The 20903-nt window shown below is 67.1% G+C and carries 19 protein-coding genes and 1 pseudogene; 6 read left to right on the top strand and 14 right to left on the bottom strand.

The annotated features are described in order from the left end of the window. Positions 1–54: 54 nt before the first annotated feature. Entirely contained in the window at positions 55–681 is a 627-nt protein-coding gene (locus tag AC3WL8_RS02830) for a ferritin-like domain-containing protein (protein ID WP_492377834.1), read from the bottom strand. A 160-nt stretch (positions 682–841) separates the two neighbouring features. Here AC3WL8_RS02830 and AC3WL8_RS02825 point away from each other — a divergent pair, with 160 nt between their 5' ends. From AC3WL8_RS02825 to AC3WL8_RS02800, 6 genes and pseudogenes are all read left to right on the top strand, one after another. Beyond that, the gene (locus AC3WL8_RS02825; protein WP_051591421.1) at positions 842–1438 is read left to right on the top strand and encodes a sigma-70 family RNA polymerase sigma factor; all 597 of its coding nucleotides are present in this window, start codon (positions 842–844) and stop codon (positions 1436–1438) included. Beyond that, positions 1435–2187: an anti-sigma factor gene (locus AC3WL8_RS02820; protein WP_153955896.1), complete on the top strand. Its 753-nt coding sequence runs from the start codon at positions 1435–1437 to the stop codon at positions 2185–2187. The genes AC3WL8_RS02825 and AC3WL8_RS02820 overlap by 4 nt, the downstream gene beginning before the upstream one ends. Before the next feature lie 133 nt (positions 2188–2320). Next, a complete protein-coding gene (gene argH, locus AC3WL8_RS02815) occupies positions 2321–3733 on the top strand; it encodes an argininosuccinate lyase (protein WP_013957762.1) in 1413 nt (470 codons plus the stop codon). A gap of 191 nt (positions 3734–3924) precedes the next feature. Next, complete coding sequence (locus AC3WL8_RS02810; protein ID WP_013957763.1) at positions 3925–4467, top strand: TRAP transporter small permease subunit; 543 nt, start codon at positions 3925–3927, stop codon at positions 4465–4467. Then, positions 4464–6197: a TRAP transporter large permease gene (locus AC3WL8_RS02805; protein ID WP_211980163.1), complete on the top strand. Its 1734-nt coding sequence runs from the start codon at positions 4464–4466 to the stop codon at positions 6195–6197. The genes AC3WL8_RS02810 and AC3WL8_RS02805 overlap by 4 nt, the downstream gene beginning before the upstream one ends. 214 nt (positions 6198–6411) lie before the next feature. Beyond that, positions 6412–6613: pseudogene (locus AC3WL8_RS02800) on the top strand (PIN domain-containing protein); the annotation flags it as partial. 64 nt (positions 6614–6677) lie between these two features. Here the strand turns inward: AC3WL8_RS02800 and AC3WL8_RS02795 are convergent. The 13 genes from AC3WL8_RS02795 to AC3WL8_RS02735 all read right to left on the bottom strand — a co-directional run bounded on the left by AC3WL8_RS02795 (position 6678) and on the right by AC3WL8_RS02735 (position 20885). After that, a complete protein-coding gene (locus tag AC3WL8_RS02795) occupies positions 6678–8951 on the bottom strand; it encodes an arginine/lysine/ornithine decarboxylase (RefSeq protein ID WP_211980165.1) in 2274 nt (757 codons plus the stop codon). Positions 8952–9100: 149 nt separating this feature from the next. Next, entirely contained in the window at positions 9101–9667 is a 567-nt protein-coding gene (gene dcd / locus AC3WL8_RS02790) for a dCTP deaminase (RefSeq protein ID WP_010813843.1), read from the bottom strand. A 97-nt stretch (positions 9668–9764) separates the two neighbouring features. Continuing rightward, positions 9765–10595, bottom strand: coding sequence for a formate dehydrogenase accessory sulfurtransferase FdhD (locus AC3WL8_RS02785; protein WP_013957767.1), 831 nt, complete (start codon positions 10593–10595; stop codon positions 9765–9767). Between the two features lie 63 nt (positions 10596–10658). Then, positions 10659–11048 carry a hypothetical protein gene (locus tag AC3WL8_RS02780; RefSeq protein WP_492377833.1) on the bottom strand — a complete coding sequence of 130 codons (390 nt, stop codon included), beginning with the start codon at positions 11046–11048 and terminating at the stop codon, positions 10659–10661. A gap of 33 nt (positions 11049–11081) precedes the next feature. Continuing rightward, entirely contained in the window at positions 11082–12290 is a 1209-nt protein-coding gene (locus AC3WL8_RS02775; RefSeq protein ID WP_211980167.1) for a formate dehydrogenase subunit gamma, read from the bottom strand. Between the two features lie 64 nt (positions 12291–12354). Continuing rightward, positions 12355–12591: a hypothetical protein gene (locus AC3WL8_RS02770; protein ID WP_013957770.1), complete on the bottom strand. Its 237-nt coding sequence runs from the start codon at positions 12589–12591 to the stop codon at positions 12355–12357. Beyond that, positions 12588–13265 carry a formate dehydrogenase FDH3 subunit beta gene (gene fdh3B / locus AC3WL8_RS02765; RefSeq protein ID WP_211980168.1) on the bottom strand — a complete coding sequence of 226 codons (678 nt, stop codon included), beginning with the start codon at positions 13263–13265 and terminating at the stop codon, positions 12588–12590. Before fdh3B ends, AC3WL8_RS02770 begins: the two co-directional genes overlap by 4 nt. Positions 13266–13280: 15 nt before the next feature. Then, on the bottom strand, positions 13281–16313 hold the full coding sequence (locus tag AC3WL8_RS02760; RefSeq protein WP_153955891.1) for a molybdopterin-dependent oxidoreductase: 3033 nt from the start codon (positions 16311–16313) through the stop codon (positions 13281–13283). Between the two features lie 71 nt (positions 16314–16384). Next, positions 16385–16600 (bottom strand): hypothetical protein, encoded by a 216-nt coding sequence (locus AC3WL8_RS02755; RefSeq protein WP_013957773.1) that lies wholly within the window; start codon positions 16598–16600, stop codon positions 16385–16387. Between the two features lie 196 nt (positions 16601–16796). Continuing rightward, positions 16797–17429, bottom strand: coding sequence for a TorD/DmsD family molecular chaperone (locus AC3WL8_RS02750; RefSeq protein ID WP_013957774.1), 633 nt, complete (start codon positions 17427–17429; stop codon positions 16797–16799). Positions 17430–17463: 34 nt separating this feature from the next. Then, positions 17464–19629 carry a 4Fe-4S binding protein gene (locus AC3WL8_RS02745; protein WP_492377832.1) on the bottom strand — a complete coding sequence of 722 codons (2166 nt, stop codon included), beginning with the start codon at positions 19627–19629 and terminating at the stop codon, positions 17464–17466. A gap of 101 nt (positions 19630–19730) precedes the next feature. After that, a complete protein-coding gene (locus AC3WL8_RS02740) occupies positions 19731–20324 on the bottom strand; it encodes a DUF3306 domain-containing protein (protein WP_035816579.1) in 594 nt (197 codons plus the stop codon). A gap of 27 nt (positions 20325–20351) precedes the next feature. Further along, on the bottom strand, positions 20352–20885 hold the full coding sequence (locus AC3WL8_RS02735; protein ID WP_035816578.1) for a DUF3305 domain-containing protein: 534 nt from the start codon (positions 20883–20885) through the stop codon (positions 20352–20354). Between the last annotated feature and the right edge of the window lie 18 nt (positions 20886–20903).

The following is a 20903-nucleotide window of genomic DNA, read 5'->3' as shown; positions in this document are numbered from 1 at the left end:
AGGGGCGCGTCCACATCGGGCGACAGCTTTTTCAAATGGCGCCAGTCTGCCCCCTCACCCCACAAACGCCCCCGGCACCGGATCTTCACCCAGCGCGTGCAGCAGCACCGCCCAGTGCATCGCCTCGTCCCCGAGGATGCTGCCGGCGGCGCGGGTCAGTTCGCGGTTGTGGAAGTTCGGCAGCACGCCCAGGTAGGCGGCGGTGGCGCCCTTCTCCAGTCCCGCGGCAAAACGCAGCACATCGGCCTGGGTCTTCAGCTTTTCAGTCGGGAAGGTGTATTCCGACGCCTTCTTCGCCACCACCGGCGTGCCGCCCAGCTTCGACACTGTCCCGGCCAGCACCTGCGCGTGCGCCTTGTGGTGGTCCTGGAACTTGACCGCGGTGGCAAGCACCGGCTTTTGCAGCAGGCCGCTTTCCGCGCCGACCTGGTAGGCGGCGATCGCCTGGTATTCCAGCCCCAACGCGGTGTTCAGAATATTGATATCGTCCCTGGTGCTACCCGACTGGGTCTGCGCCCAGGCCGGCATGGACTCGCCAAGGCTGATGACGGCCAGCGAGCCCAGCGCGAACAGCCCCGGCGCCTTGAGTAGCCCGCGGCGGCGCGCATCGGGCGCGGTCACAATGCGGTCACGGGAATCGGTCGGATCTGCCGTGGCGGCAGTCGTGTGCATGCGTTCCATGGTGTTCTCCTATGTGGGATCAACGGCGCCGCGGCCCGCAGCCCGGGGCCGCCATCGTGCGCCTGCCACCTGATACGCACGCCGGGGCCAATCGGATGCAAGGTCGTGCCTATAATCTGGCAACACCCTTTCGCGAGACGCCCCGGTGCCCCCTTCTCCGGTGTCCCCTTCCGCCGAAACCTACGCCGCGCCGCCCGGCGCCGAGCGCCTTGCGGCCCTGCTCCAGGCCGTGGCCATCGGCGAGCGGCAGGCGCTGCGCGGCCTCTATGACCTCACCGCGACGAAACTGTTTGGCCTTGCGCTGCGTATCACTGGCAGGCGTGATTGGGCGGAGGATGTCGTGCAGGAAAGCTTTGTCAGCATCTGGCACCACGCCGGCGACTACCGGCCGCACCTGGCCGCGCCGATGACCTGGATGACCGCGATCGTGCGCAACCGCGCGCTGGACTGCCTGCGCCGGGCAACCGCGGCACGCGTCGGGCAGACGGTCGAGCTTGACGAAGACCTGGGCGAATGGCTGGCCGACGACGCGGCCGGCCCCGCGGAACTGGCCGATGCCAGCCAGCAGGCACGCGCGCTCAACCGCTGCCTGCAGCGCCTCGAGCAGCCGCAGCGCCAGGCCATCATGCTGGCCTACCTGCAGGACCTGAGCCACGCCGAGCTGGCCGCCCGGCTGCGCGCGCCGCTGGGGACGGTCAAGTCCTGGATCCGGCGCGGCCTGGAACGGCTGCGCAGCTGCATGGAGGGCGCGGCATGAAGCTGGCCAGCCATCCCGACCTGCTCGACCGCATCGCCGCGCAGTACGCGCTGGGGGTGCTGCGCGGCGGCGCACGGCGCCGCCTGGAACAACTCGCGCGCGAAGAGCCCGCGGTGCGCGCCGCGATCCACCGCTGGCAGGCGCGGCTCGCGGGCGTGGCTGAGTTGCAGGCGGCCGCCGAGCCGGTCGACAAGGTGTGGTGCGGGATCGAGGATCGCCTCGGCTGGAAGGTGGCTGATCCGGCCAGTCGGCCGACGCGCTCGGCCCGTGACACCCGTCCCGCGGACGGCTGGTGGCAGCGCCTGTGGTCGGCCCCGGTCTTCTGGCGTGGCGCCGCGGCGGCAATGGCCATGGTGGCGGTACTGGCCGTCGGCATCGGCATCCAGCTGGCCCGGCAGGATCAGACGGCGCCAGCCGAGGTCGTCGCCGTGCTGAACGACGACCGTGCCCAGCCTGCGATGCTGGTGTCGTGGGATGCCGGCGCACGCAGCCTGATCGTGCGCCGCCTGGATCACCTGGCCCTGAGCGACCAGCAGGTATTGCAGCTGTGGGCGCTGCCTGCGGGCAGCAAGCCGCAGTCGCTGGGCGTGATCGGCCGGGCACCCGAAGCCCGGCTGGCGCTGGCGCGGTTGCCCGCGGCGGTGCCCGCGCTGGCGGTCAGCATCGAGCCGCCGGGCGGCTCGCCCAATGCCGATGGGCCAAGCGGCCCGGTGGTGTTCAAGGGGCCGGTGATCCACAGCCGGCTCTGATGATCGGCGCTGCCGTGCCGGCCAGCGCCGCCAGCGGGCCGGCGGGCGATATAATCGCCGTTTCCCAATTTCTCGCGCCCGCCGCCGTCCATACGCCGGCGCCTGCCCGCGCGAGCCACTGCAGCCGACGTCCATGTCCACCTCCCAACTTGCCAAGAAAGGCGAAGCCTGGTCCGCCCGCTTCTCCGAACCGATGTCCGACCTGGTGAAGCGCTACACCGCCTCGGTGTTCTTCGACAAGCGCTTGGCCCTGTTCGACATCCAGGGCTCGCTGGCCCATGCGGCCATGCTGGCAAAGCAGGGCATCATCGCCGAGGCCGACCGCGCCGAGATCGAGCGCGGCATGGCGCAGATCAAGGCCGAAATCGAGGCCGGCGGCTTCGAGTGGAAGCTGGACCTGGAAGACGTCCACCTGAACATCGAGGCGCGCCTGACCGCGCTGGTGGGCGATGCCGGCAAGCGCCTGCACACCGGCCGCTCGCGCAATGACCAGGTCGCCACCGACATCCGCCTGTGGCTGCGCAGCGAGATCGACAACATCATCGTGCTGCTGGGCGCGCTGCGCGCCGCGCTGCTGGACCTGGCCGAACAGAACGCCGACACCATCCTGCCCGGCTTCACCCACCTGCAGGTGGCGCAGCCGGTGACCTTCGGCCACCACCTGCTGGCCTACAACGAGATGTTCACGCGCGACGCCGAGCGCATGGCCGACTGCCGCAAGCGCGTCAACCGCCTGCCGCTGGGCGCGGCTGCGCTGGCCGGCACCAGCTACCCGATCGACCGTGAGTTCGTGGCGCAGCAGCTGGGCTTCGACGGCGTGTGCCGCAACTCGCTGGACGCCGTGTCGGACCGCGACTTTGCCATTGAATTCTGCGCCGCCGCCGCGCTGGTGATGACGCATGTGTCGCGCTTCTCGGAAGAACTGGTGCTGTGGATGAGCCCGCGCGTGGGCTTTATCGACATCGCCGACCGCTTCTGCACCGGCAGCTCGATCATGCCGCAGAAGAAGAACCCGGACGTGCCCGAGCTGGCGCGCGGCAAGACCGGCCGCGTCAACGGCCACCTGATCGGCCTGCTGACGCTGATGAAGGGCCAGCCGCTGGCGTACAACAAGGACAACCAGGAAGACAAGGAGCCGCTGTTCGACACGGTCGATACCGTCGTGGACACGCTGCGCATCTTCGCCGACATGGTGCCGGGCATCACCGTCAAGCCCGAAGCGATGCGCGCCGCCGCGCTGCAGGGCTACGCCACCGCCACCGACCTGGCCGACTACCTGGTCAAGAAGGGCCTGCCCTTCCGCGACGCCCACGAAGCCGTGGCCCACGCGGTGCGCGCCTGCGACAGCCGCCAGTGCGACCTGGCCGACCTGACCGTGGCCGAGCTGCGCGAGGTCTCGGGCCTGGGCGACAAGGCCGCGCTGATCGGCGACGACGTGCACTCGGTGCTGACGCTGGAAGGCTCGGTCGCCGCGCGCGACCATATCGGCGGCACGGCGCCGGCGCAAGTGCGCGCCGCCATCGCGGCCGCACGCGCGGCGCTGTAATACCGGACCGTGCTGTAAGTTTCGCGTAAGTTTTACGCAAGAAGAAGCCACCGCGGCGCGAGCCCGGTGGCTTTTTTTGTTGATGTTCCCCATTCTGGCGCAATCTCGTCGCCCCCGTAGGTAGTAGCCCCTAGCGCCTGTAGATTTTGTTACAGATAAACTAATCGCCGCAAAAACCGGGGAGACAACCCATGTATTACTTGCTTGGTCTGTCACGACAGATCGACAGGTTGAATCAGCACACTGGCAGGCTTGCAAACATCATGATCCTGCTGTCGTGCCTGATCAGCGCAGGCAACGCCCTTCTGCGCTATGGCTTCAACTTGAGCGACAACTGGCCACTCGAACTGCAGTGGTACATGTTTGCCATTGCCGTGATGTTCGGCGCCTCCTACACCTTCCAGCGCAATGAGCACGTGCGCGTAGACCTGATCTACGGCAACGTCTCGGAACGCGCGCAGCACTGGATCGACATCTTCGGCATCGTCGTGTTCCTGCTGCCGTCGTGCCTGCTGTTCACCTGGCTGTCGTGGGACTCGTTGTTCCTGCCCTCGTGGCGCATCCTCGAGCAATCGGGAAATTCCGGCGGCCTGCCGCGTTACCCGATCAAGCTGGTGGTGCCCATCGGCTTTGCCCTGCTGACGCTGCAGGGCGTGTCCGAACTGATCAAGCGCTTCGCCGCCCTCAAGGGCCTGGTGCGCATCGAATCCAAGTACGAGAGGCCGGTTCAATGATTCCGTTGGAATATATGCCGCCGATGATGTTCGGCGGCCTGGTGCTGTTCATGCTGATCGGCTTCCCGGTCGCGTTCTCGCTGTCGGCGGTGGGCCTGGCCTTCGGCTTCCTGGCGATCGAATGGGGTTACTTCCCGATCAGCTTCCTGCAGGCCGTGCCGAGCCGCGTGTTCGGCAGCGTGCTGGCCAACGAGCTGCTGCTGGCGATCCCGTTCTTCACCTTCATGGGCGCCATCCTGGAGAAGTGCGGGCTGGCCGAGGACATGCTGGACTCCATGGGCCAGCTGTTCGGCCCGGTGCGCGGCGGCCTGGGCTATTCGGTGATCATCGTCGGCTTCATCCTGGGCGCGATCACGGGCACGGTGGCCGCACAGGTGATCGCCATGGCGATGATCTCGCTGCCGGTGATGATGCGCTACCGCTACAACATGAAGTACGCCACCGGCGTGCTGGCCGCATCGGGCACCATCACGCAGCTGGTGCCGCCCTCGCTGGTGCTGGTGGTGCTGGCCGACCAGCTCAAGACCCCGCTGGGCAGCGCCGACGTGGGCAGCATGTACCTGGGCGCGTGGGGCCCGTCGGTGGTGCAGATCGCGCTGTTTGCGCTCTACACCTTCTTCCTGGCGCGCTTCAAGCCCGACTGGCTGCCGCCGGTTCCCGCCGAAGCGCGCACCCTGCGCGGCTGGGCGCTGTGGCGCAAATGCCTGCGCGGCATCATCCCCTGCGCGGTGCTGATCTTCCTGGTGCTTGGCACCATCATGCTGGGCATTGCCACGCCGACGGAATCCGGCGCCATGGGCGCGGTCGGTGCGCTGGTGCTGGCCGTGATCCGCGACAAGGCCTTTAGCCGGATCGACCGCCAAGTCTACCGCGTCGGCATCGCCGCCACGCTGGTGGCCGCGGCGGTGGGCTTCTTCGCCTTCGGCTCGCACGTGTTCCGCATCCCGCTGGCGGTGGTGTACCTGGTCATCCTCTGGCTGCTGCTGCGTGCCGGCCAGATGACCGAGCTGCGCCTGCTGATCGTCGATGCCTACCAGTCCACCGCGCGCATCACCGCGATGGTGGTGTTCATCCTGATCGGCTCCACCTGCTTCTCGGTGGTGTTCCAGGGCGTGGACGGCGGCGCCTGGGTGGAGCATCTGTTCACCTCGCTGCCAGGCGGCTGGATCGGCTTCCTGATCGTGGTGAACCTGTTTATCTTCTTCCTGGCCTTCTTCCTGGACTTCTTCGAAATCGCCTTCATCGTGGTGCCGATGCTGGCACCGGTGGCGGTCAAGGTGCTGGCGCCGGTGGTGGCCGACTCCATGGGCGGCAACCCGGAGGCCGCGGCGACGGCGGCGCTGGTGTGGTTCGGCGTGATGCTGTGCGTGAACATGCAGACCTCGTTCATGCACCCGCCGTTCGGCTTCGCGCTGTTCTACCTGCGCGGAATCGCCCCGAAGGAAGTGAAAAGCTCCGACATCTACTGGGGTGCCCTGCCCTGGGTCGGGCTGCAGATGGTGATGGTGCTGCTGGTGATGTTCTGGCCAGGCATGGTGACGGGGCTGCTGGACAAGGGATCGCTCAAGCACAGCAACGCGGCAGAGGTCAGCATCCCGCTTGGAGGAGAGCCGGAGAAACCGGCGTCGGCGCCAGGACCAGCCGCCCCGCCGGGTTCGCTGGAATTGCCAGGCGCGGCACCGGCACCTGAGCCCGCGGCACCACAGTTCGAGTTCGAAAAGAAGAACTGATCAGATAGCCGATCCAAGGCCCCGCAGCAATGCGGGGCCTTTTCATTGGCGCGGGTCCGCGCCGGCGTGCGATTGCGAATCGGCTCATCGACCGGCGCGCTTGCGTGGCCCAGACTGGCCCTGTGTTCTGCGAACCGCCCCCAGGAGAGCCGCCATACAAACCACCACACCCTTCGACCGACCGGGCACGGCAACGATGCACCGCCTGCCATCGATACGTGACTTTGGCCGGCAGGTGTTGCCGGTCGATGCCGACGTCGCCCGGGTCTGGGGCCAGCTGCGCGCGCCGCGGCCTGAGCATGCGCTGGACAAGTTCATTGCCGCCACCGCGCTCATCCACGACCTGACCATTGTCACGCGCAATAAGGAGGACTTCCGCGGAACGCGGCGCGATGCTGCTGAATCTGTTCACCTAGTGCAAAAAGGAAAGGGCCCCGCATAGCGGGGCCCTGATCTCATCAGCGGGACGCGGACTGGCGCTCAGCCGTCCTGCTTCACGCAGTCGACAAAGTACGCCTTCTTGCCGTCGATTTCGTCCTCGACCAGGCCGTGGATGTCGGTCTCGAAGCCCGGGAACAGCTTGTTGAACTCGCGCGCGAACTTCAGGTACTGCACGATGGTGCGGTTAAAGCGCTCGCCCGGAATCAGCAGCGGAATGCCCGGCGGGTACGGCGTCAGCAGGATGGCGGTGACGCGGCCTTCGAGGTCGTCGACCGGCACGCGCTCGATCTCGCGGTGCGCCATCATGGCCCAGGCGTCCGACGGCTTCATCGCCGGCTCCATGTCCGACAGGTACATCTCCGTCGTCACACGGGCCACGTCATTGGCCTTGTACACGCTGTGGATCGCATCGCACAGGTCACGCAGGCCCATGCGCTCATATTGCGGATGCTTGGCAACGAATTCCGGCAGCACACGCCACAGCGGCTGGTTCTGGTCGTAGTCGTCCTTGAACTGCTGCAGCTCGGTCACCAGCGAGTTCCAGCGGCCCTTGGTGATGCCGATGGTGAACATGATGAAGAACGAGTACAGCCCGGTCTTCTCGATGATGATGCCGTGCTCGGCCAAGTACTTGGTGACGATGGCCGCCGGGATACCGCGTTCGCTGAACTCGCCGTCCACGTCCAGGCCCGGGGTGATGATGGTGGCCTTGATCGGGTCGAGCAGGTTGAAGCCGTCGGCCAGGTCGCCGAAGCCGTGCCAGCGCTCGTTGGCCTTGAGCATCCATTCTTCGCGGTCGCCGATGCCGTCTTCGATCAGCGCGTCCGGGCCCCACACCTTGAACCACCAGTCGCCATTCTTGCCGTCGTCATAATCGCCCTCGACCTTGCGCATGGCGCGGCGGAAGTCCATCGCCTCCTGGATGCTCTCTTCCACCAGCGCGGTGCCACCCGGCGCTTCCATCATCGCCGCGGCCACATCGCACGAGGCGATGATCGAGTACTGCGGGCTGGTCGAGGTGTGCATCAGGTACGCCTCGTTGAAGCGGTAGCGGTCCAGCTTGCGCGTCTCGGAATCCTGCACCAGGATCTGCGAGGCCTGCGACAGGCCGGCCAGCAGCTTGTGCGTGGACTGCGTGGCGAACACCAGCGCGTCCTTGCTGCGCGGGCGGTCCTTGCCGATCGCGTGCATATTGCGATAGAAGTCGTGGAAGGCCGCATGCGGCAGCCAGGCTTCATCGAAGTGCAGCGTGTCGATCTCGGCGGCCAGCATTTCCTTGATCTGTTCGGCGTTGTACAGCACGCCATCGTACGTACCCTGCGTGATAGTCAGGATGCGCGGCTTCTGGTTCTTGGCCTTGCTCGCGAACGGGTGGTTGGCGATCTTCTTCCTGATCGTTTCCGGGTCGAACTCGCTCTTCGGGATCGGGCCGATGATGCCGTAGTGGTTGCGCGTAGGCATCAGGAAGACCGGGATCGCGCCCGTCATCATGATCGCGTGCAGGATCGACTTGTGGCAGTTGCGGTCCACCACCACGATGTCGCCCGGCGCCACGTTGGCATGCCACACCATCTTGTTCGAGGTGGAGGTGCCGTTGGTGACGAAGTACATGTGGTCGGAGTTGAAGATGCGCGCGGCATTGCGCTCCGACGCGGCCACCGGGCCGGTGTGGTCCAGCAGCTGGCCCAGCTCGTCGACGGCGTTGCAGACGTCGGCGCGCAGCATGTTCTCGCCGAAGAACTGGTGGAACACCTGGCCCACCGGGCTCTTCAGGAACGCCACGCCGCCCGAGTGCCCCGGGCAGTGCCACGAGTACGAGCTGTCCTGCGCGTAGTCGATCAGCGCCTTGAAGAACGGCGGCGCCAGCGTGTCGAGGTAGACCTTGGCTTCGCGGATGATGTGGCGTGCCACGAATTCCGGCGTGTCCTCGAACATGTGGATGAAGCCATGCAGCTCGCGCAGGATATCGTTGGGGATATGGCGCGAAGTGCGGGTCTCGCCGTACAGGAAGATCGGCAGGTCCGAGTTGCGGCGGCGCACTTCGGCGACGAAGGCGCGCAGCTTTTCGATCGCGGCGGCCTCGAGCTGGTCGTCGCCTTCGCGCGTGAACTCGTCGTCGTCGATCGACACGATAAAGCTCGATGCCCGGCTGGACTGCTGGGCAAACGACGTCAGGTCGCCGTAGCTGGTCAGGCCCATGACCTCCATGCCCTCTTTCTCGATCGCCTCGGCCAGCGCGCGGATGCCCGAGCCGGAGATGTTCTCGGAGCGAAAGTCTTCGTCAATGATGATGACGGGGAAACGGAATTTCATCGGGCATCCTTGATGGAAAGCAGGACATAAAGGACTTGAGCCACATGGCCGGCGGGAGGTTCCCCGCGACGGCGACATGTGGCTCTCACGTCAGTTGTGGCGGCCGCTCTGGGCCAGCCGCACCGGCAGACGCCGGCATTGTAATGCGCTCAGGTCTTCGGCAGTGTGACACCGTGCTGACCCTGGTACTTGCCGCCCCGGTCGCGATACGAGGTCTCGCAGACTTCGTCGCTCTCGAAGAACAGCACCTGGGCGCAACCCTCGCCGGCGTAGATCTTGGCGGGCAGCGGCGTGGTGTTGGAGAACTCCAGCGTCACATAACCTTCCCATTCGGGCTCGAACGGCGTCACATTGACGATGATGCCGCAGCGGGCATAGGTGCTCTTGCCCAGGCAGATGGTCAGCACGCTGCGCGGGATCCGGAAGTACTCCATCGTGCGCGCCAGCGCGAACGAGTTGGGCGGGATGATGCAGACATCGCCCTTGAAATCCACGAACGACTTCTCGTCGAAATTCTTCGGATCGACGATGGTGCTGTTGATATTGGTGAAGATCTTGAATTCGTCGGCGCAGCGGATATCGTAGCCGTAGCTCGAGGTGCCGTACGAGACGATCTTGCGCCCGTCCTGCTCCCGGACCTGGCCTGGCGCGAACGGCTCGATCATGCCGTGCTGCTCCGCCATGCGGCGGATCCACTTGTCGGATTTGATGCTCATAAGGTTGGGAGGGTAAACACACTGGCTCGGAGTGCGCCGCATTGTACAACCAATCGGGGGCCGCCCCTGCAAGCAAACGCAAGTAGCCAAGTGCCGCTTACGCCACCGCGTCTTCCGGCAGGCGGTGGTGGAAGCGCTCGCGCCCGGTGTAGAGCAGGAAGTGCTTGCCGGTGCAGCGCGCAAACAGCGTCAGGTTGACGCGTCGGGCCATCTGGTAGCCCATCTGCGTCACGCCCGAGCGCGACAGCAGAAACGGGATGCCCATCTGCGCGCCCTTGATCACCATCTCGGAGGTCAGGCGGCCGGTAGTGTAGAAGATCTTGTCGCTACCCGTCATGCCTTCCAGCCACATGCGTCCGGCGATGGCGTCCACGGCGTTGTGGCGGCCGACGTCCTCGATGAACATCAGCAGCTCGGTGCCCTGGAACAGCGCGCAGCCGTGCACTGAGCCAGCCTGCTTGTAGACTGACTGCTGCAGCCGGATGGTGTCGATAATGCCGTACAGGGTGTCCTGGTCCAGCGTGGCGCCAACCGGTAGGCGAATGTTGTCAACTTCATCGAGCAGCGAGCCGAACACGGTGCCTTGTCCGCAGCCGGTGGTCACCACGCGGCGCGCGGTGCGCTCCTCAATGCGGTCCACGCCGTTGCGCGTGGTCACGGCGGCCGACTCGGTTTCCCAGTCGACCTGCACCGCGGCGATGTCTTCGATCGATTCCACCAGCCGCTGGTTGCGCAGGTAGCCCAGCACCAGGTGCTCGGGCGCGCCGCCCAGGGTCATCAGCGTGACCAGCTCGCGCTTGTCGAGGTAGACCGTCAGCGGACGCTCGCCCGGCAGGTAGGCCGCGCGCACGCGGCCCTGCTCGTCGACGACTTCAACCTCTTCGATCAGGGGAACGGCTGCCTGGGTAAGCTCGGGACGCAGGGTCATGACGAGGGGCTCGGGACTGCTGGTGAGGGCCCCGCGCCGCGCGCGGCGTGCGTGGGGCTGTGGTTACGGCGCCTTTGCAGGCGATTGTACCGCGCCGGCCGCGGCCGGTTTGGCCTCGGCCGCGGTGCTTGCCACGGCTGGTGCCGGGGGCGTAGGCGCAGCGGCGGTCGGCGCCACAAACGGGCCCGGATCGGCACATTCGGCGGTCTGCGACGGCGCGCGGGCTTCCTGGCCGTGGGTCTTGCGCTCGGCAAAGTAACGCGCCGCGGTCTTGTCCTGCGCGCGGCACAACTGGTAGGCGGCGACCTTGTCGGCCCAGGCGGCGCGCGCCTTGGTCTCGGCGGCCTTGGCCTGCTGGGCCTCGGTCGGCGGCGGCAGCTTGGCCAGCGCGCCGGTGGCAAAGGTGGCGCCCGCACACAGGGCAAGCAGCGTCAGGGTGCGTGTCATCGTCATGGTGGGTTCCGCATGGTCTGGTTGGCGCCGGCCTCAGGCTTCGCCCGGGGTATGCCGGGTGTTGCGCCCCGCGGCGGCTTCCGGGCTGGCCGAACGCTGGGCCGGGATCTTGCCCGACTTGATGTCGTCGTACCAGTGCTCGTGGTGCTCCTTGGCCCAGGCCTCGTCCACCCAGCCGTCGCGCATGGCGCGGTAGGCGCCTTCCATGCCGACCGTGCCCATGTAGATATGGCCGCACGCCATCGCGATCATCAGCACGGCCGAGATCCCGTGGATCACGTTGGCGATCTGCATGGTCGCGCGGTAGTAGTCCATGCCCGGCACGATCATGTCCAGCACCCAACCCGAGGCCGACAGCACCAGCCCGAACACGAACACGCCGATCCAGAACCACATCTTCTCGCCGGCATTGAAGCGCCCGCTCGGCACATGCTTGCCGGATGCCAGGCCGCCAAGGCTGGTCACCCAGTGCACGTCGTCGCGGCTGGGCAGGTTGTCGCGCACGAACACCACGAAGCCCACGATCACCGACAGCGTAAAGATCGGGCCGATCACGTTGTGCAGGTTCTTCAGCACGTAAGTCAGCCAGCCGAACAGCATGTGGCCCATCAGCGGCAGCAGAAAATGCTTGCCCAGCAGCAGCACGATGCCCGACACCGCCAGCACCACGAATGAGATCGCCATGGTCCAGTGGACGATGCGCTCAAGCGGCGTGAAGCGCTCGATCATGCGGCCGGTGCGCGGCGTGCGCAGCGGGATGGTGCCGCGCCAGAGGAAGAAACCCAGGATGGCGAGCGGCACCACCAGCAGCAGCCAGCCGCCCCAGACGGTGATGACGCCGTTGCGGAACAGGCGCCATTGCTGCCCGGTGCGCTGGATCAGCACGCCGGCTTCCTTGTCGGGCAGGCTGCTGTAGTGGCGCTGGTCGGAATTGACCTCGCGCCAGACCGGCGCATTGTTGCCGGGCTGCTCGTCGGTGCGGCGCTTCTGCGACTGCGCCTCGGCGGCGATGTCGCGGCGTGGCACGTTGAAGATGTTTTCCGACGCGATGCCGGCCAGCGGCTGGACCGGGTGCGTGGCGGGGTTGTTGGTGTCGGCGCTGGCCTGTGCGGCGGCCGGTGCCGGCGGTGCCGAGGCCGGCGCCTGTGCGGCGGCGGTCCCGGCAATGGCCGCCAGTGCCAGGGCGCCGGCGCTGAGCCAGCGCCGCCAGCCTAAGCGGCATGCATTCTGCAACGGCGTCATGTGCGCTCCTTCGGATCGTCGAGGACCAGCGCCCGGCTGCCGGGGCGGCCCAACTGCAGCGCCTTCATTGCGTGCGGTTGTACTCGTTCTGCAACTGGTTGCGCTGGCGAATCTGGTTGCCCCAGCTGGTCTTGTCGCCCTGCGTCCAGCCCTTGGCCACGAACGGATCGTCCGGGGCGCCCTGGTAGGCCTGGGCGTCAGCCTTGCGGTGCGACGGACCGATGGTCTGCGGCTTCTCACCGCACGCCGCCAGCAGCACGCCGCACAGCGACAGCAATGCAATAACGCGGACGCGGTTCATGACGCTTGCCCTCCCGAGGCCGCGGGTGCGGCCGGTGCAGCGGGCGCCGGCTGTGCCGGTTGGGCCGGCTGGGCCGCGCCGCCCTTGGCGGTGCCGTAGGCGGTACCCCAGCCGAACACGTCGCCGCCAGTGCCGCGCTTGATCACGCGGTTGCGCAGGATGTCGGCGATCACATCGCCGTCGCCACCCAGCAGCGCCTTGGTCGAGCACATCTCGGCGCACAGCGGCAGCTTGCCTTCGGCAAGGCGGTTGCGGCCGTACTTCTCGAACTCGGCTTCCGAGCCGTTCTTTTCCGGGCCGCCCGCGCAGAAGGTGCACTTGTCCATCTTGCCGCGAACGCCGAAGGTGCCGGTCGACGGGAACTGCGGAGCGCCGAACGGGCAGGCGTAGGAACAGTAGCCGCAGCCGATGCAGACGTCCTTGTCGTGCAGCACCACGCCGTCCTCGGTGCGGTAGAAGCAGTCGACCGGGCAGACCGCCATGCAGGGCGCGTCCGAACAGTGCATGCAGGCCACCGAGATCGATTTCTCGGCGCCGACCATGCCGTCGTTGACGGTGACCACGCGGCGCCGGTTCACGCCCCAGGGCACCTCGTGCTCATTCTTGCAGGCAGTGACGCAGCTGTTGCACTCGATGCAGCGCTCGGCGTCACAGATAAATTTCATGCGTGCCATGGTGTCCCTCTGCCCTTATGCAAACCGCTCGATCTGGCAAACGGTGGTCTTGGTTTCCTGCATCATCGTGACCGCGTCATAGCCGTAGGTGGTGGCCGTGTTGACCGCCTCGCCCCGCACCACCGGCATCGCGCCCTCCGGGTAGTAGTCCTTCAGGTCCTTGCCCTCCCACCAGCCCGAGAAATGGAACGGGATAAACGCGGTATCGGGCCCTACCCGCTCGGTCACCAGCGCGCGCACCTTGATGCGGGCCCCGGTGGGTGTCTTCACCCAGCAGAAGTCACCGTTGCGGATGCCGCGGTCGGACGCCGCGCGCGGGTTGATCTCGACGAAGTTCTCCTGCTGCAGTTCGGCCAGCCACGGGTTGGAGCGGGTTTCCTCGCCGCCGCCCTCGTACTCGACCAGCCGCCCGGAGGTCAGGATGATCGGGAACTTCTCATAGACCTTGTTCTCGATATTGCGCTGCTGCACCGACTTGTACAGCGTCGGCAGCCGCCAGAACGCCATCTTGTCGTCGTGGGTCGGGTACTTGGCAACCATGTCGGGGCGCGTGGAGTACAGCGGCTCGCGATGCTGCGGGATCGCGTCAGGGAAGTTCCATACCACCGCGCGCGCCTTGGCGTTGCCAAACGGATGGCAGCCATGGTTCTTCAGCACCACGCGCTGGATGCCGCCCGACAGGTCGGTCTTCCAGTTCTTGCCTTCGGCCTTGGCCTTCTCGGCATCGGTCAGGTCGTCCCACCAGCCCAGCTTCTTCAGCAGCACATGATCGAACTCCGGATAGCCGGTGGTGATCTCCGCGCCCAGCGAGCAAGAGCCGTCCTCGGCCAGCAGATTGACGCCATCGCGCTCCACGCCGAAGTTGGCGCGGAAGTTGCCGCCGCCGTCCATCACGTGCTTGCTCGTGTCGTACAGGTTGGGCGAGCCCGGGTGCTTCAGTTCCGGCGTGCCGTAGCACGGCCACGGCAGGCCGAAGAAGTCGCCGGTCAGGTCGTAGCCGGTCACCGGGTCCTTGCCCGCCTTGCAGCGCAGCGTCTTGACGTCGAACATCTGCATATTGCGCATATGCGACTTCAACCGCTCCGGCGACTGGCCGGTGTAGCCGATGGTCCAGTTGCTGGCGTTGATCTCGCGCAGGATCGATTCCGGCTCAGGCTCCATCCAGGTGCGGCCGGCGCGCTTGACCTCGATCAGCTTCATGTTCTTCGACAGTTCCTTGCCGAAGCCGAGCCGATCGGCAAACGCCTGCATCAGCGTATGGTCGGGCATCGACTCGAACAGCGGCTCGATGACCTTTTCGCGCCATTGCAGCGAGCGGTTCGACGCCGTGCACGTGCCCGAGGTCTCGAACTGCGTGCAGGCCGGCAGCAGGTACACCGCGCGGTTCGGGTTGACCTTGTCGCCCTCGGCCGGCGGCATGTTGGCCATGGCCGCGGTCGCCGACGGATAGGGGTCGACCACCACCAGCAGGTCGAGCTTGTCCAGCGCCTTCTTCATCTCCAGGCCACGCGTCTGCGAGTTCGGGGCATGGCCCCAGAAGAACACGCCGCGCACGTTGTTGTCCTGGTCGATCAGCTCGTTCTTCTCGGTGACGATATCGATCCAGCGCGACACCGTGGTGCCGGACTTCTCCATCATCGCCTGCGAGGCAAACTGCTTCTTGATCCATTCGTAGTCCACGCCCCACACCGCGGCGTAGTGCTTCCAAGCGCCGGTGGCCAGGCCGTAGTAGCCCGGCAGCGAGTCCGGGTTGGGTCCCACGTCGGTGGCACCCTGCACGTTGTCATGGCCGCGGAAGATGTTGGCGCCGCCGCCCGACACGCCGATATTGCCCAGCGCCAGCTGCACGATGCACGAGGCGCGCACGATCGCGTTGCCAATGGTGTGCTGGGTCTGGCCCATGCACCACACCAGCGTGCTGGGGCGGTTCTTGGCCATGATCTCGGCGACCATCTTCACCTGCGCCTCGGGCACGCCGCAGACTTCCTCGACCTTGTCGGGGGTCCACTTAGCCAGCACCTCTTCCTTGACCTTGTCCATGCCATAGACCCGGTCATGCAGGTACTTCTGGTCTTCCCAGCCGTTCTGGAAGATGTGGTACAGCACGCCGAACAGGAACGCGATATCGGTGCCCGAGCGGATCCGCACATAGTGCTGGGCCTTGGCCGCGGTGCGCGTGTAGCGCGGGTCGACCACGATCACCTTGCAGCCGTTCTCCTTGGCGTGCAGCAGGTGCAGCATCGACACCGGGTGCGCCTCGGCCGCGTTGGAGCCGATATACAGCGCTGCCTTCGCGTTCTGCATATCGTTGTACGAGTTGGTCATCGCCCCGTAGCCCCAGGTATTCGCCACGCCCGCCACAGTGGTGGAGTGGCAGATACGCGCCTGGTGGTCGGTGTTGTTGGTGCCGAAGAACGACACCCACTTGCGCAGCAGATAGGACTGCTCATTGCTGTGCTTGGACGAACCGACGAAGAACATCGAGTCCGGGCCGGTCTGCTGGCGGATCTCCTTCATCTTGGCGGTGATCTCATCCAGCGCCTGGTCCCAGCTGATGCGCTGGTACTTGCCGTTGACCAGCTTCATCGGGTACTTGAGGCGGTATTCGCCGTGGCCGTGCTCACGCAGCGCCGCGCCCTTGGCGCAGTGCGCGCCCAGGTTGATGGGCGAATCGAACACCGGCTCCTGGCGGATCCACACGCCGTTCTGCACCACCGCGTCGACCGCGCAGCCGACCGAGCAGTGGCCGCACACGGTGCGCCTGACCACGATGCCGGTCTTGCCGTCGGCTGCCGCCTTCTTGTCGTCGGCGGCGTCCGCCTTGCGGATCAGCGTCAGCTGCGAAGCCGCCAGCCCGGCACCGACGCCGATGCCAGAGCGCTTGAGGAAGCTGCGGCGGTCCATGGTCGGCATCGCGCCGGCCAGGCTGGCCGCGAGCCGCTGCGAGAGTCGGCCGGAGGCTGCGCCGGCAGGTTCAGGCCGGTTGGCCAGGCCGTCAGCGAGGCGGGCGGATGCGCCCTGCGCCGCGCGTTTGCGGGTCAAGATCATGTCTCACCTCAGATGCGGACGCTGGTCGCGTCCGGTTGCAGGCGGCGCGGCAGACCACACCGCCCTGGCAGTTACACCAGCGTGGTCCGGTAGTACTTGCGGATGTGGTCAGAGACCCGGTAACCCTTGCTGTCCGACGGAGGATCGGTGGGTTCCGGCAGAGCTGCGGCCTGGCCCGGCATGGCCGGACCGCGCGCGGTCAGCGCTGCCGCACCCGTAGCGGCAGCCACAACTCCAGCGCCCGCGAGAAACGTGCGGCGCGCGACCCTGGTTTGCTTCTCTGTCATGTGGGGGCTCCTCGGCTGTCCAAGCCCGATGGTTTTAGCCGTTATGCGTTGTTATGCATATTCTAGAATCATCTAGCAGGAAAGACCATGATATGCACGGGTTTTTCCTTACTTTCCAACCCATTTTCGAGTAAGCGGCTGCCATGGGCCCGCGGCGCTAAAGAAGCCTCGAAGCGCGCCGATATTCAATGCCCGCTCAATGCATCTCGAGCGCCACAGCCTCCACGCCGGTAAACGCGCCCAGCAAGCCGGCCACGCCGCGATAGAAGCGCGCCTGCGGGTGCGTCGTCACTGCATCGCACAATCGCTCCACCCAGGGCTGCAGGTGCTGCGCATAGAAACGCTGCTGCTCGCCCAGGTTGGACACCGACAGGTCGTCGCCCGCCACCAGGAATCGCATCACCTCGCACAGCGTGGCGATATGGTCCTCGGTCTCGCTGACATCTTCATGGCGCTCCAGGCCGTAGCGGGCCAGGTCTTCGCGCAGCGCCACCAGCGGGCGCTCGTTCAGGAAGCCGGTCATGTAGAAGGAGCCGTACAGGAATACATCCTGGCGGCCCACGCCCACGAACAGCTGCCGGTACTCCTCCTCGGCCTCGGCCGCGGTGGTCTCAGATGCTGCATCGCACAACGCGTTCCATGCCTTGCCCAGCACGGTGTTCGCGTCCTCGCCCACGGCGCGGTTGGCGGCGATGTGGTGCAGCAGCGCGGCATCGGGCGCGTGGTAGAACAGCGTGGCGAGCAGGCCATAGAGGTCGGCGCGGGCGGTGTCCTCGGCATCGTCGGCCGGCGGCGCGGCGGTGAGCTGGATCGGCTGGAAATCTGTCATGTCGTGATGATTTGTCCTGGGTGGCCGGCCGCCGTCAGCGCAGCGTGGCGCCGGTGGCGGTTCCCGTGTCGCGCTCTATCATGTCGATGACGCGGCAGTCAGGGCACATCTTCAGGCGCTCGGCCGCGGCGCCAGCAAAGGCCGGATGGCCGGCCAGGCGCACCAGCATCGACTCCACCATCTGCGCCGTGCCGAACGGCTTGGCGCAGCGGACGCAATGGAACGGCTGGGTCTCGTTGAGGGTCACCGGGCGGCGCGCCGCGTCGCCGGCCAGCAGGCGCGGCACCAGGCTGATGGCGTCTTCCGGGCAAGTCTTCTCGCACAGCCCGCACTGCACGCAGTTGCGCTCGATAAAGCTGAGTACCGGGCGCTCGGGGTTGTCGCGCAGCGCCTGCGACGGACACGCGCCGACGCAGGCCATGCACATGGTGCACTTGCCCGTATCCACCGCGATCGCGCCGATCGGCGCGCCGGCCGGCAGCGGCACGCTTTGCGCGGACACTGGCGCGTGCCGCGCTAGGTGGTCCAGCACAAAGTCCAGCATCTCGCGCTTGGCCGCGACGGGGCCGAACGGCGCCGGCGGCAATGCGTTGCGGCCAGGGCGCAGCGCCGCCAGGCCGGCATCCAGCGCCAGGGTATCGGCGGCCTCGACCAGCGACAGCACCTCGCCGTCATAACCCAGGCCCGCCAGCATGGCGCGCCCGACCGCGATCTGCTCCAGCAGCGCGGTGCGGTACTGCGGTGCCTCGTCGCCGGTCAGCAGCACCGCTACGCGGCTGGCGCCCCAGCACAGCGCGGCGAGCCATAGCTCCAGCCCCGCCGAGGCCGGGTGGAACAGCGACAACGGCATCACATTGGCGGGCACGCCCTTGGCCTTGCCGCCACGAGCGGAACGGCCCAGTGCCAGCAGCGCGGGCGTGCCGTATTCCTCGCCGTGCAGCAGCACCACCGGATCGCGCGCGCCGGCCTGGCGGTACGCTGACAGCAGCGTCCTCAGGCGCGCGCCCGTCACCTCCGGCCCCGGGTAGCCATAGCTGATGGCCCCGCTCGGGCACACGGTAGTGCAGGCACCGCAGCCCATGCACAGGTTGGGCGTGACCTCGATGCGTCCCTTGCCGTCATGCCAGCGCGAGCCGATGGCCTCGGTCGAGCAGATGTCGATGCAGGCGGTGCAGCCGGTGGTCTGGTTGCGGCCATGCGCGCACAGGTTTTCCTTGTAGCGGAAGAATTTCGGCTTCTCGAACTCGCCCACCAGCCCCGCCAGCATCAGCGCCTGGGCCTGCTGGTGCGAGGCATCGGCGCCGGCGTGCAGGTAGCCCTGCGGCGGCTGGTGCATGGTGAAGGCGGGCGTGTCGCACAGGTCGAAGACCAGGTCGAAGCGCCCCTGCACAGTGCCCTGCGGGCGGTCGAAGTCGATCGCCGCGGCGGCGCCGCAGGCGCGCACGCAAGCACGGTGCGAGCGGCAGCGCGACAGGTCGATCTGGTAGCTGAAATCGATCGCGTCTTCGGGACAGGCGTCGATGCAGGCGTTGCAGCGGGTGCACAGGTCCAGGTCGATCGGGTTGCTGCGGCCTGCGCCAGTCTCCCAGCTGGCCTCGAATGCGCCGAGCCAGCCCGTCAGCGAGGCCAACCGGCCGCTGTGGACCGGATAAGCGCGCGCCGCCGGCTGCGCCGCGACGCCTTCACGCCTGTCGCTGCCGGTCAGCAGCACCGTGACCTCCAGCTGCATCGCGGCCAGCCGCTCAGCCCACGGCAGCGCCCGCTGGGCCGGGCCCAGCACCAGCACCGCGCCGTCGGAACGGTAATCCACCACCGGCACCGGGTCGGGCTCCGGCAGCGCTGCCACGGCCAGCAGCGCGGCGATCTTGGCATTGGCGGTCTTCGGGTCGCGCCGGGCGCCCTGTGACCAGCCGCCGGTCTCGCGGATATTGACGAAGCGCACCGGCGCGGTCACCACCGGGCGGCCATCGCTGCCCTGCGCGGCTTGCGCTGCAACTTCAGTAAATAGCTGGCGTTCCTGCGTGCAGGCGACGATGACGTCGTCGGTGCCGTCGAGCGCGGCGGTGAAGTCGCCGATCTCGCGCCGGCACAGCAGGTGATGGACCTTCAAGGGGCCCTGGTTGGCGTCCTTGGTTGCTTCGGACAATGCCGCCCCGTCAAGCGGCATGGTGTCGTTGCAGTTGCAGATCAGCGTCGGCATGGCGAATGCGGCTGACCGGTCCGGACGTCCTTCTTGGCGAGGGGTCTGCGGGCCGGCGGATTGTGGGGATGCCTATTGTAGGCTGCGCTGCACCTGCGGGGCTACGCGCATTTATGCGGGTCTTGCGGGCCCTGTTCTGCGCTTTGACTTACCGTTTGCTGCGGCGTTTCGACTGGTGCGGGTATGTCCGTAGTGTCGGCGCTCTCGCCGGGTTCGGCGAACTCGGCGGGCGTCGCCGGCGGTACATCCACAGGCCCCGCGGCAGCGGCCGCGGCCTGTGCCGCCGCGCGTTCCTCGTCGGTCGGCTCGAACAGGCCCAGCGTCTCGGCCTGGCGCAGCTGGCGCAGGATCTCCGGCGGGATCGGGTCGGGCTTGCTGTAGTCGTCGATATAGATGTCGAGCCCGTCCATCACATTGAAGTGCGGATCGGCGAACAGTGTCTTCAGCGCCGCGCGCTTGACCGATTCATCCACGCCGCGGGCCACGAACCGGGCGATCTCGTCGCCGGGGCGCAGCGCCGCCACGTCCTCCAGCGTCGGGGCCGGTACCTGCGGACCTTCGGGCGCGGCTCCGGTGGCCACGGGGACGGCGTCGGCAACAACTGCCGGCGGTGCCGGTTCGGCCGGCACGGGCATGCCCTCCCGCACCGCGGCCTTGCGGCGCGACCAGCGCGACAGGAAGGACGAATCGCTCATCGGCAGGGCAAGCTCAGGTCGTCAGGATCAGTAGCGGGCGCGGTCTTCCGGCGCCTTGAAGGATTCGGGCCGGCGCCGCTGCTTGGGCTCGGGCCGGTAGTGCTCGTCGACATAGGCCTGCAGCCACTCGCGCTGCTCGGGCGCCAGCGGCACGTTCTCGACGGTCTCGCCGGCATCGAGCCAGCGGCCAGCCTCGTTGTACGACAGCGTCACGGTCATCGGCACCGGATGGGCTTCTTCGCCATCGCCGTCATCCTCCGGCATGCGCCACAGCACGAACCAGCACGGCGTGGTCGAGGTCAGGTTCAGGTAATAGCCTTCGCCCTGGTCGCGGAACAGCGTCACCTCAAAGCCCGGGTACAGCCAGTGCGCGCCGTGGGCGTCATGCTCCAGGCACACGGGGTGCGTGCCGAACTCGCCAAGATCCGGCAGCACCGCGTCCAGCTCCCACTTCCACGGCTGCCAGCGGTTGGCCAGCGCGACCTTGCGCATCACCACCGCCATGGTGACGGCGGGGCGGGCTCCGGGTGCCGGCAGGTCTGGGGTAGGCTGGCTGTCCATGGTTGCTGCGCGCGGCGC

This window comes from Cupriavidus sp. FW305-F7 (genome assembly GCF_058782875.1).
Note: the sequence above shows the minus strand (reverse complement) of the source record. Positions and strands in the feature narration are given on the sequence as shown.

Bases quoted from the DNA above. Each gene is read 5' to 3' on its own strand.
- AC3WL8_RS02830 (WP_492377834.1), bottom strand. From the start codon at position 681: ATGGAACGCATGCACACGACTGCCGCCACGGCAGATCCGACCGATTCC.
- AC3WL8_RS02820 (WP_153955896.1), top strand. From the start codon at position 1,435: ATGAAGCTGGCCAGCCATCCCGACCTGCTCGACCGCATCGCCGCGCAG.
- argH (WP_013957762.1), top strand. From the start codon at position 2,321: ATGTCCACCTCCCAACTTGCCAAGAAAGGCGAAGCCTGGTCCGCCCGC.
- AC3WL8_RS02810 (WP_013957763.1), top strand. From the start codon at position 3,925: ATGTATTACTTGCTTGGTCTGTCACGACAGATCGACAGGTTGAATCAG.
- AC3WL8_RS02805 (WP_211980163.1), top strand. From the start codon at position 4,464: ATGATTCCGTTGGAATATATGCCGCCGATGATGTTCGGCGGCCTGGTG.
- AC3WL8_RS02795 (WP_211980165.1), bottom strand. From the start codon at position 8,951: ATGAAATTCCGTTTCCCCGTCATCATCATTGACGAAGACTTTCGCTCC.
- dcd (WP_010813843.1), bottom strand. From the start codon at position 9,667: ATGAGCATCAAATCCGACAAGTGGATCCGCCGCATGGCGGAGCAGCAC.
- AC3WL8_RS02785 (WP_013957767.1), bottom strand. From the start codon at position 10,595: ATGACCCTGCGTCCCGAGCTTACCCAGGCAGCCGTTCCCCTGATCGAA.
- AC3WL8_RS02780 (WP_492377833.1), bottom strand. From the start codon at position 11,048: ATGACGATGACACGCACCCTGACGCTGCTTGCCCTGTGTGCGGGCGCC.
- AC3WL8_RS02775 (WP_211980167.1), bottom strand. From the start codon at position 12,290: ATGACGCCGTTGCAGAATGCATGCCGCTTAGGCTGGCGGCGCTGGCTC.
- AC3WL8_RS02770 (WP_013957770.1), bottom strand. From the start codon at position 12,591: ATGAACCGCGTCCGCGTTATTGCATTGCTGTCGCTGTGCGGCGTGCTG.
- fdh3B (WP_211980168.1), bottom strand. From the start codon at position 13,265: ATGGCACGCATGAAATTTATCTGTGACGCCGAGCGCTGCATCGAGTGC.
- AC3WL8_RS02760 (WP_153955891.1), bottom strand. From the start codon at position 16,313: ATGATCTTGACCCGCAAACGCGCGGCGCAGGGCGCATCCGCCCGCCTC.
- AC3WL8_RS02755 (WP_013957773.1), bottom strand. From the start codon at position 16,600: ATGACAGAGAAGCAAACCAGGGTCGCGCGCCGCACGTTTCTCGCGGGC.
- AC3WL8_RS02750 (WP_013957774.1), bottom strand. From the start codon at position 17,429: ATGACAGATTTCCAGCCGATCCAGCTCACCGCCGCGCCGCCGGCCGAC.
- AC3WL8_RS02745 (WP_492377832.1), bottom strand. From the start codon at position 19,629: ATGCCGACGCTGATCTGCAACTGCAACGACACCATGCCGCTTGACGGG.
- AC3WL8_RS02740 (WP_035816579.1), bottom strand. From the start codon at position 20,324: ATGAGCGATTCGTCCTTCCTGTCGCGCTGGTCGCGCCGCAAGGCCGCG.
- AC3WL8_RS02735 (WP_035816578.1), bottom strand. From the start codon at position 20,885: ATGGACAGCCAGCCTACCCCAGACCTGCCGGCACCCGGAGCCCGCCCC.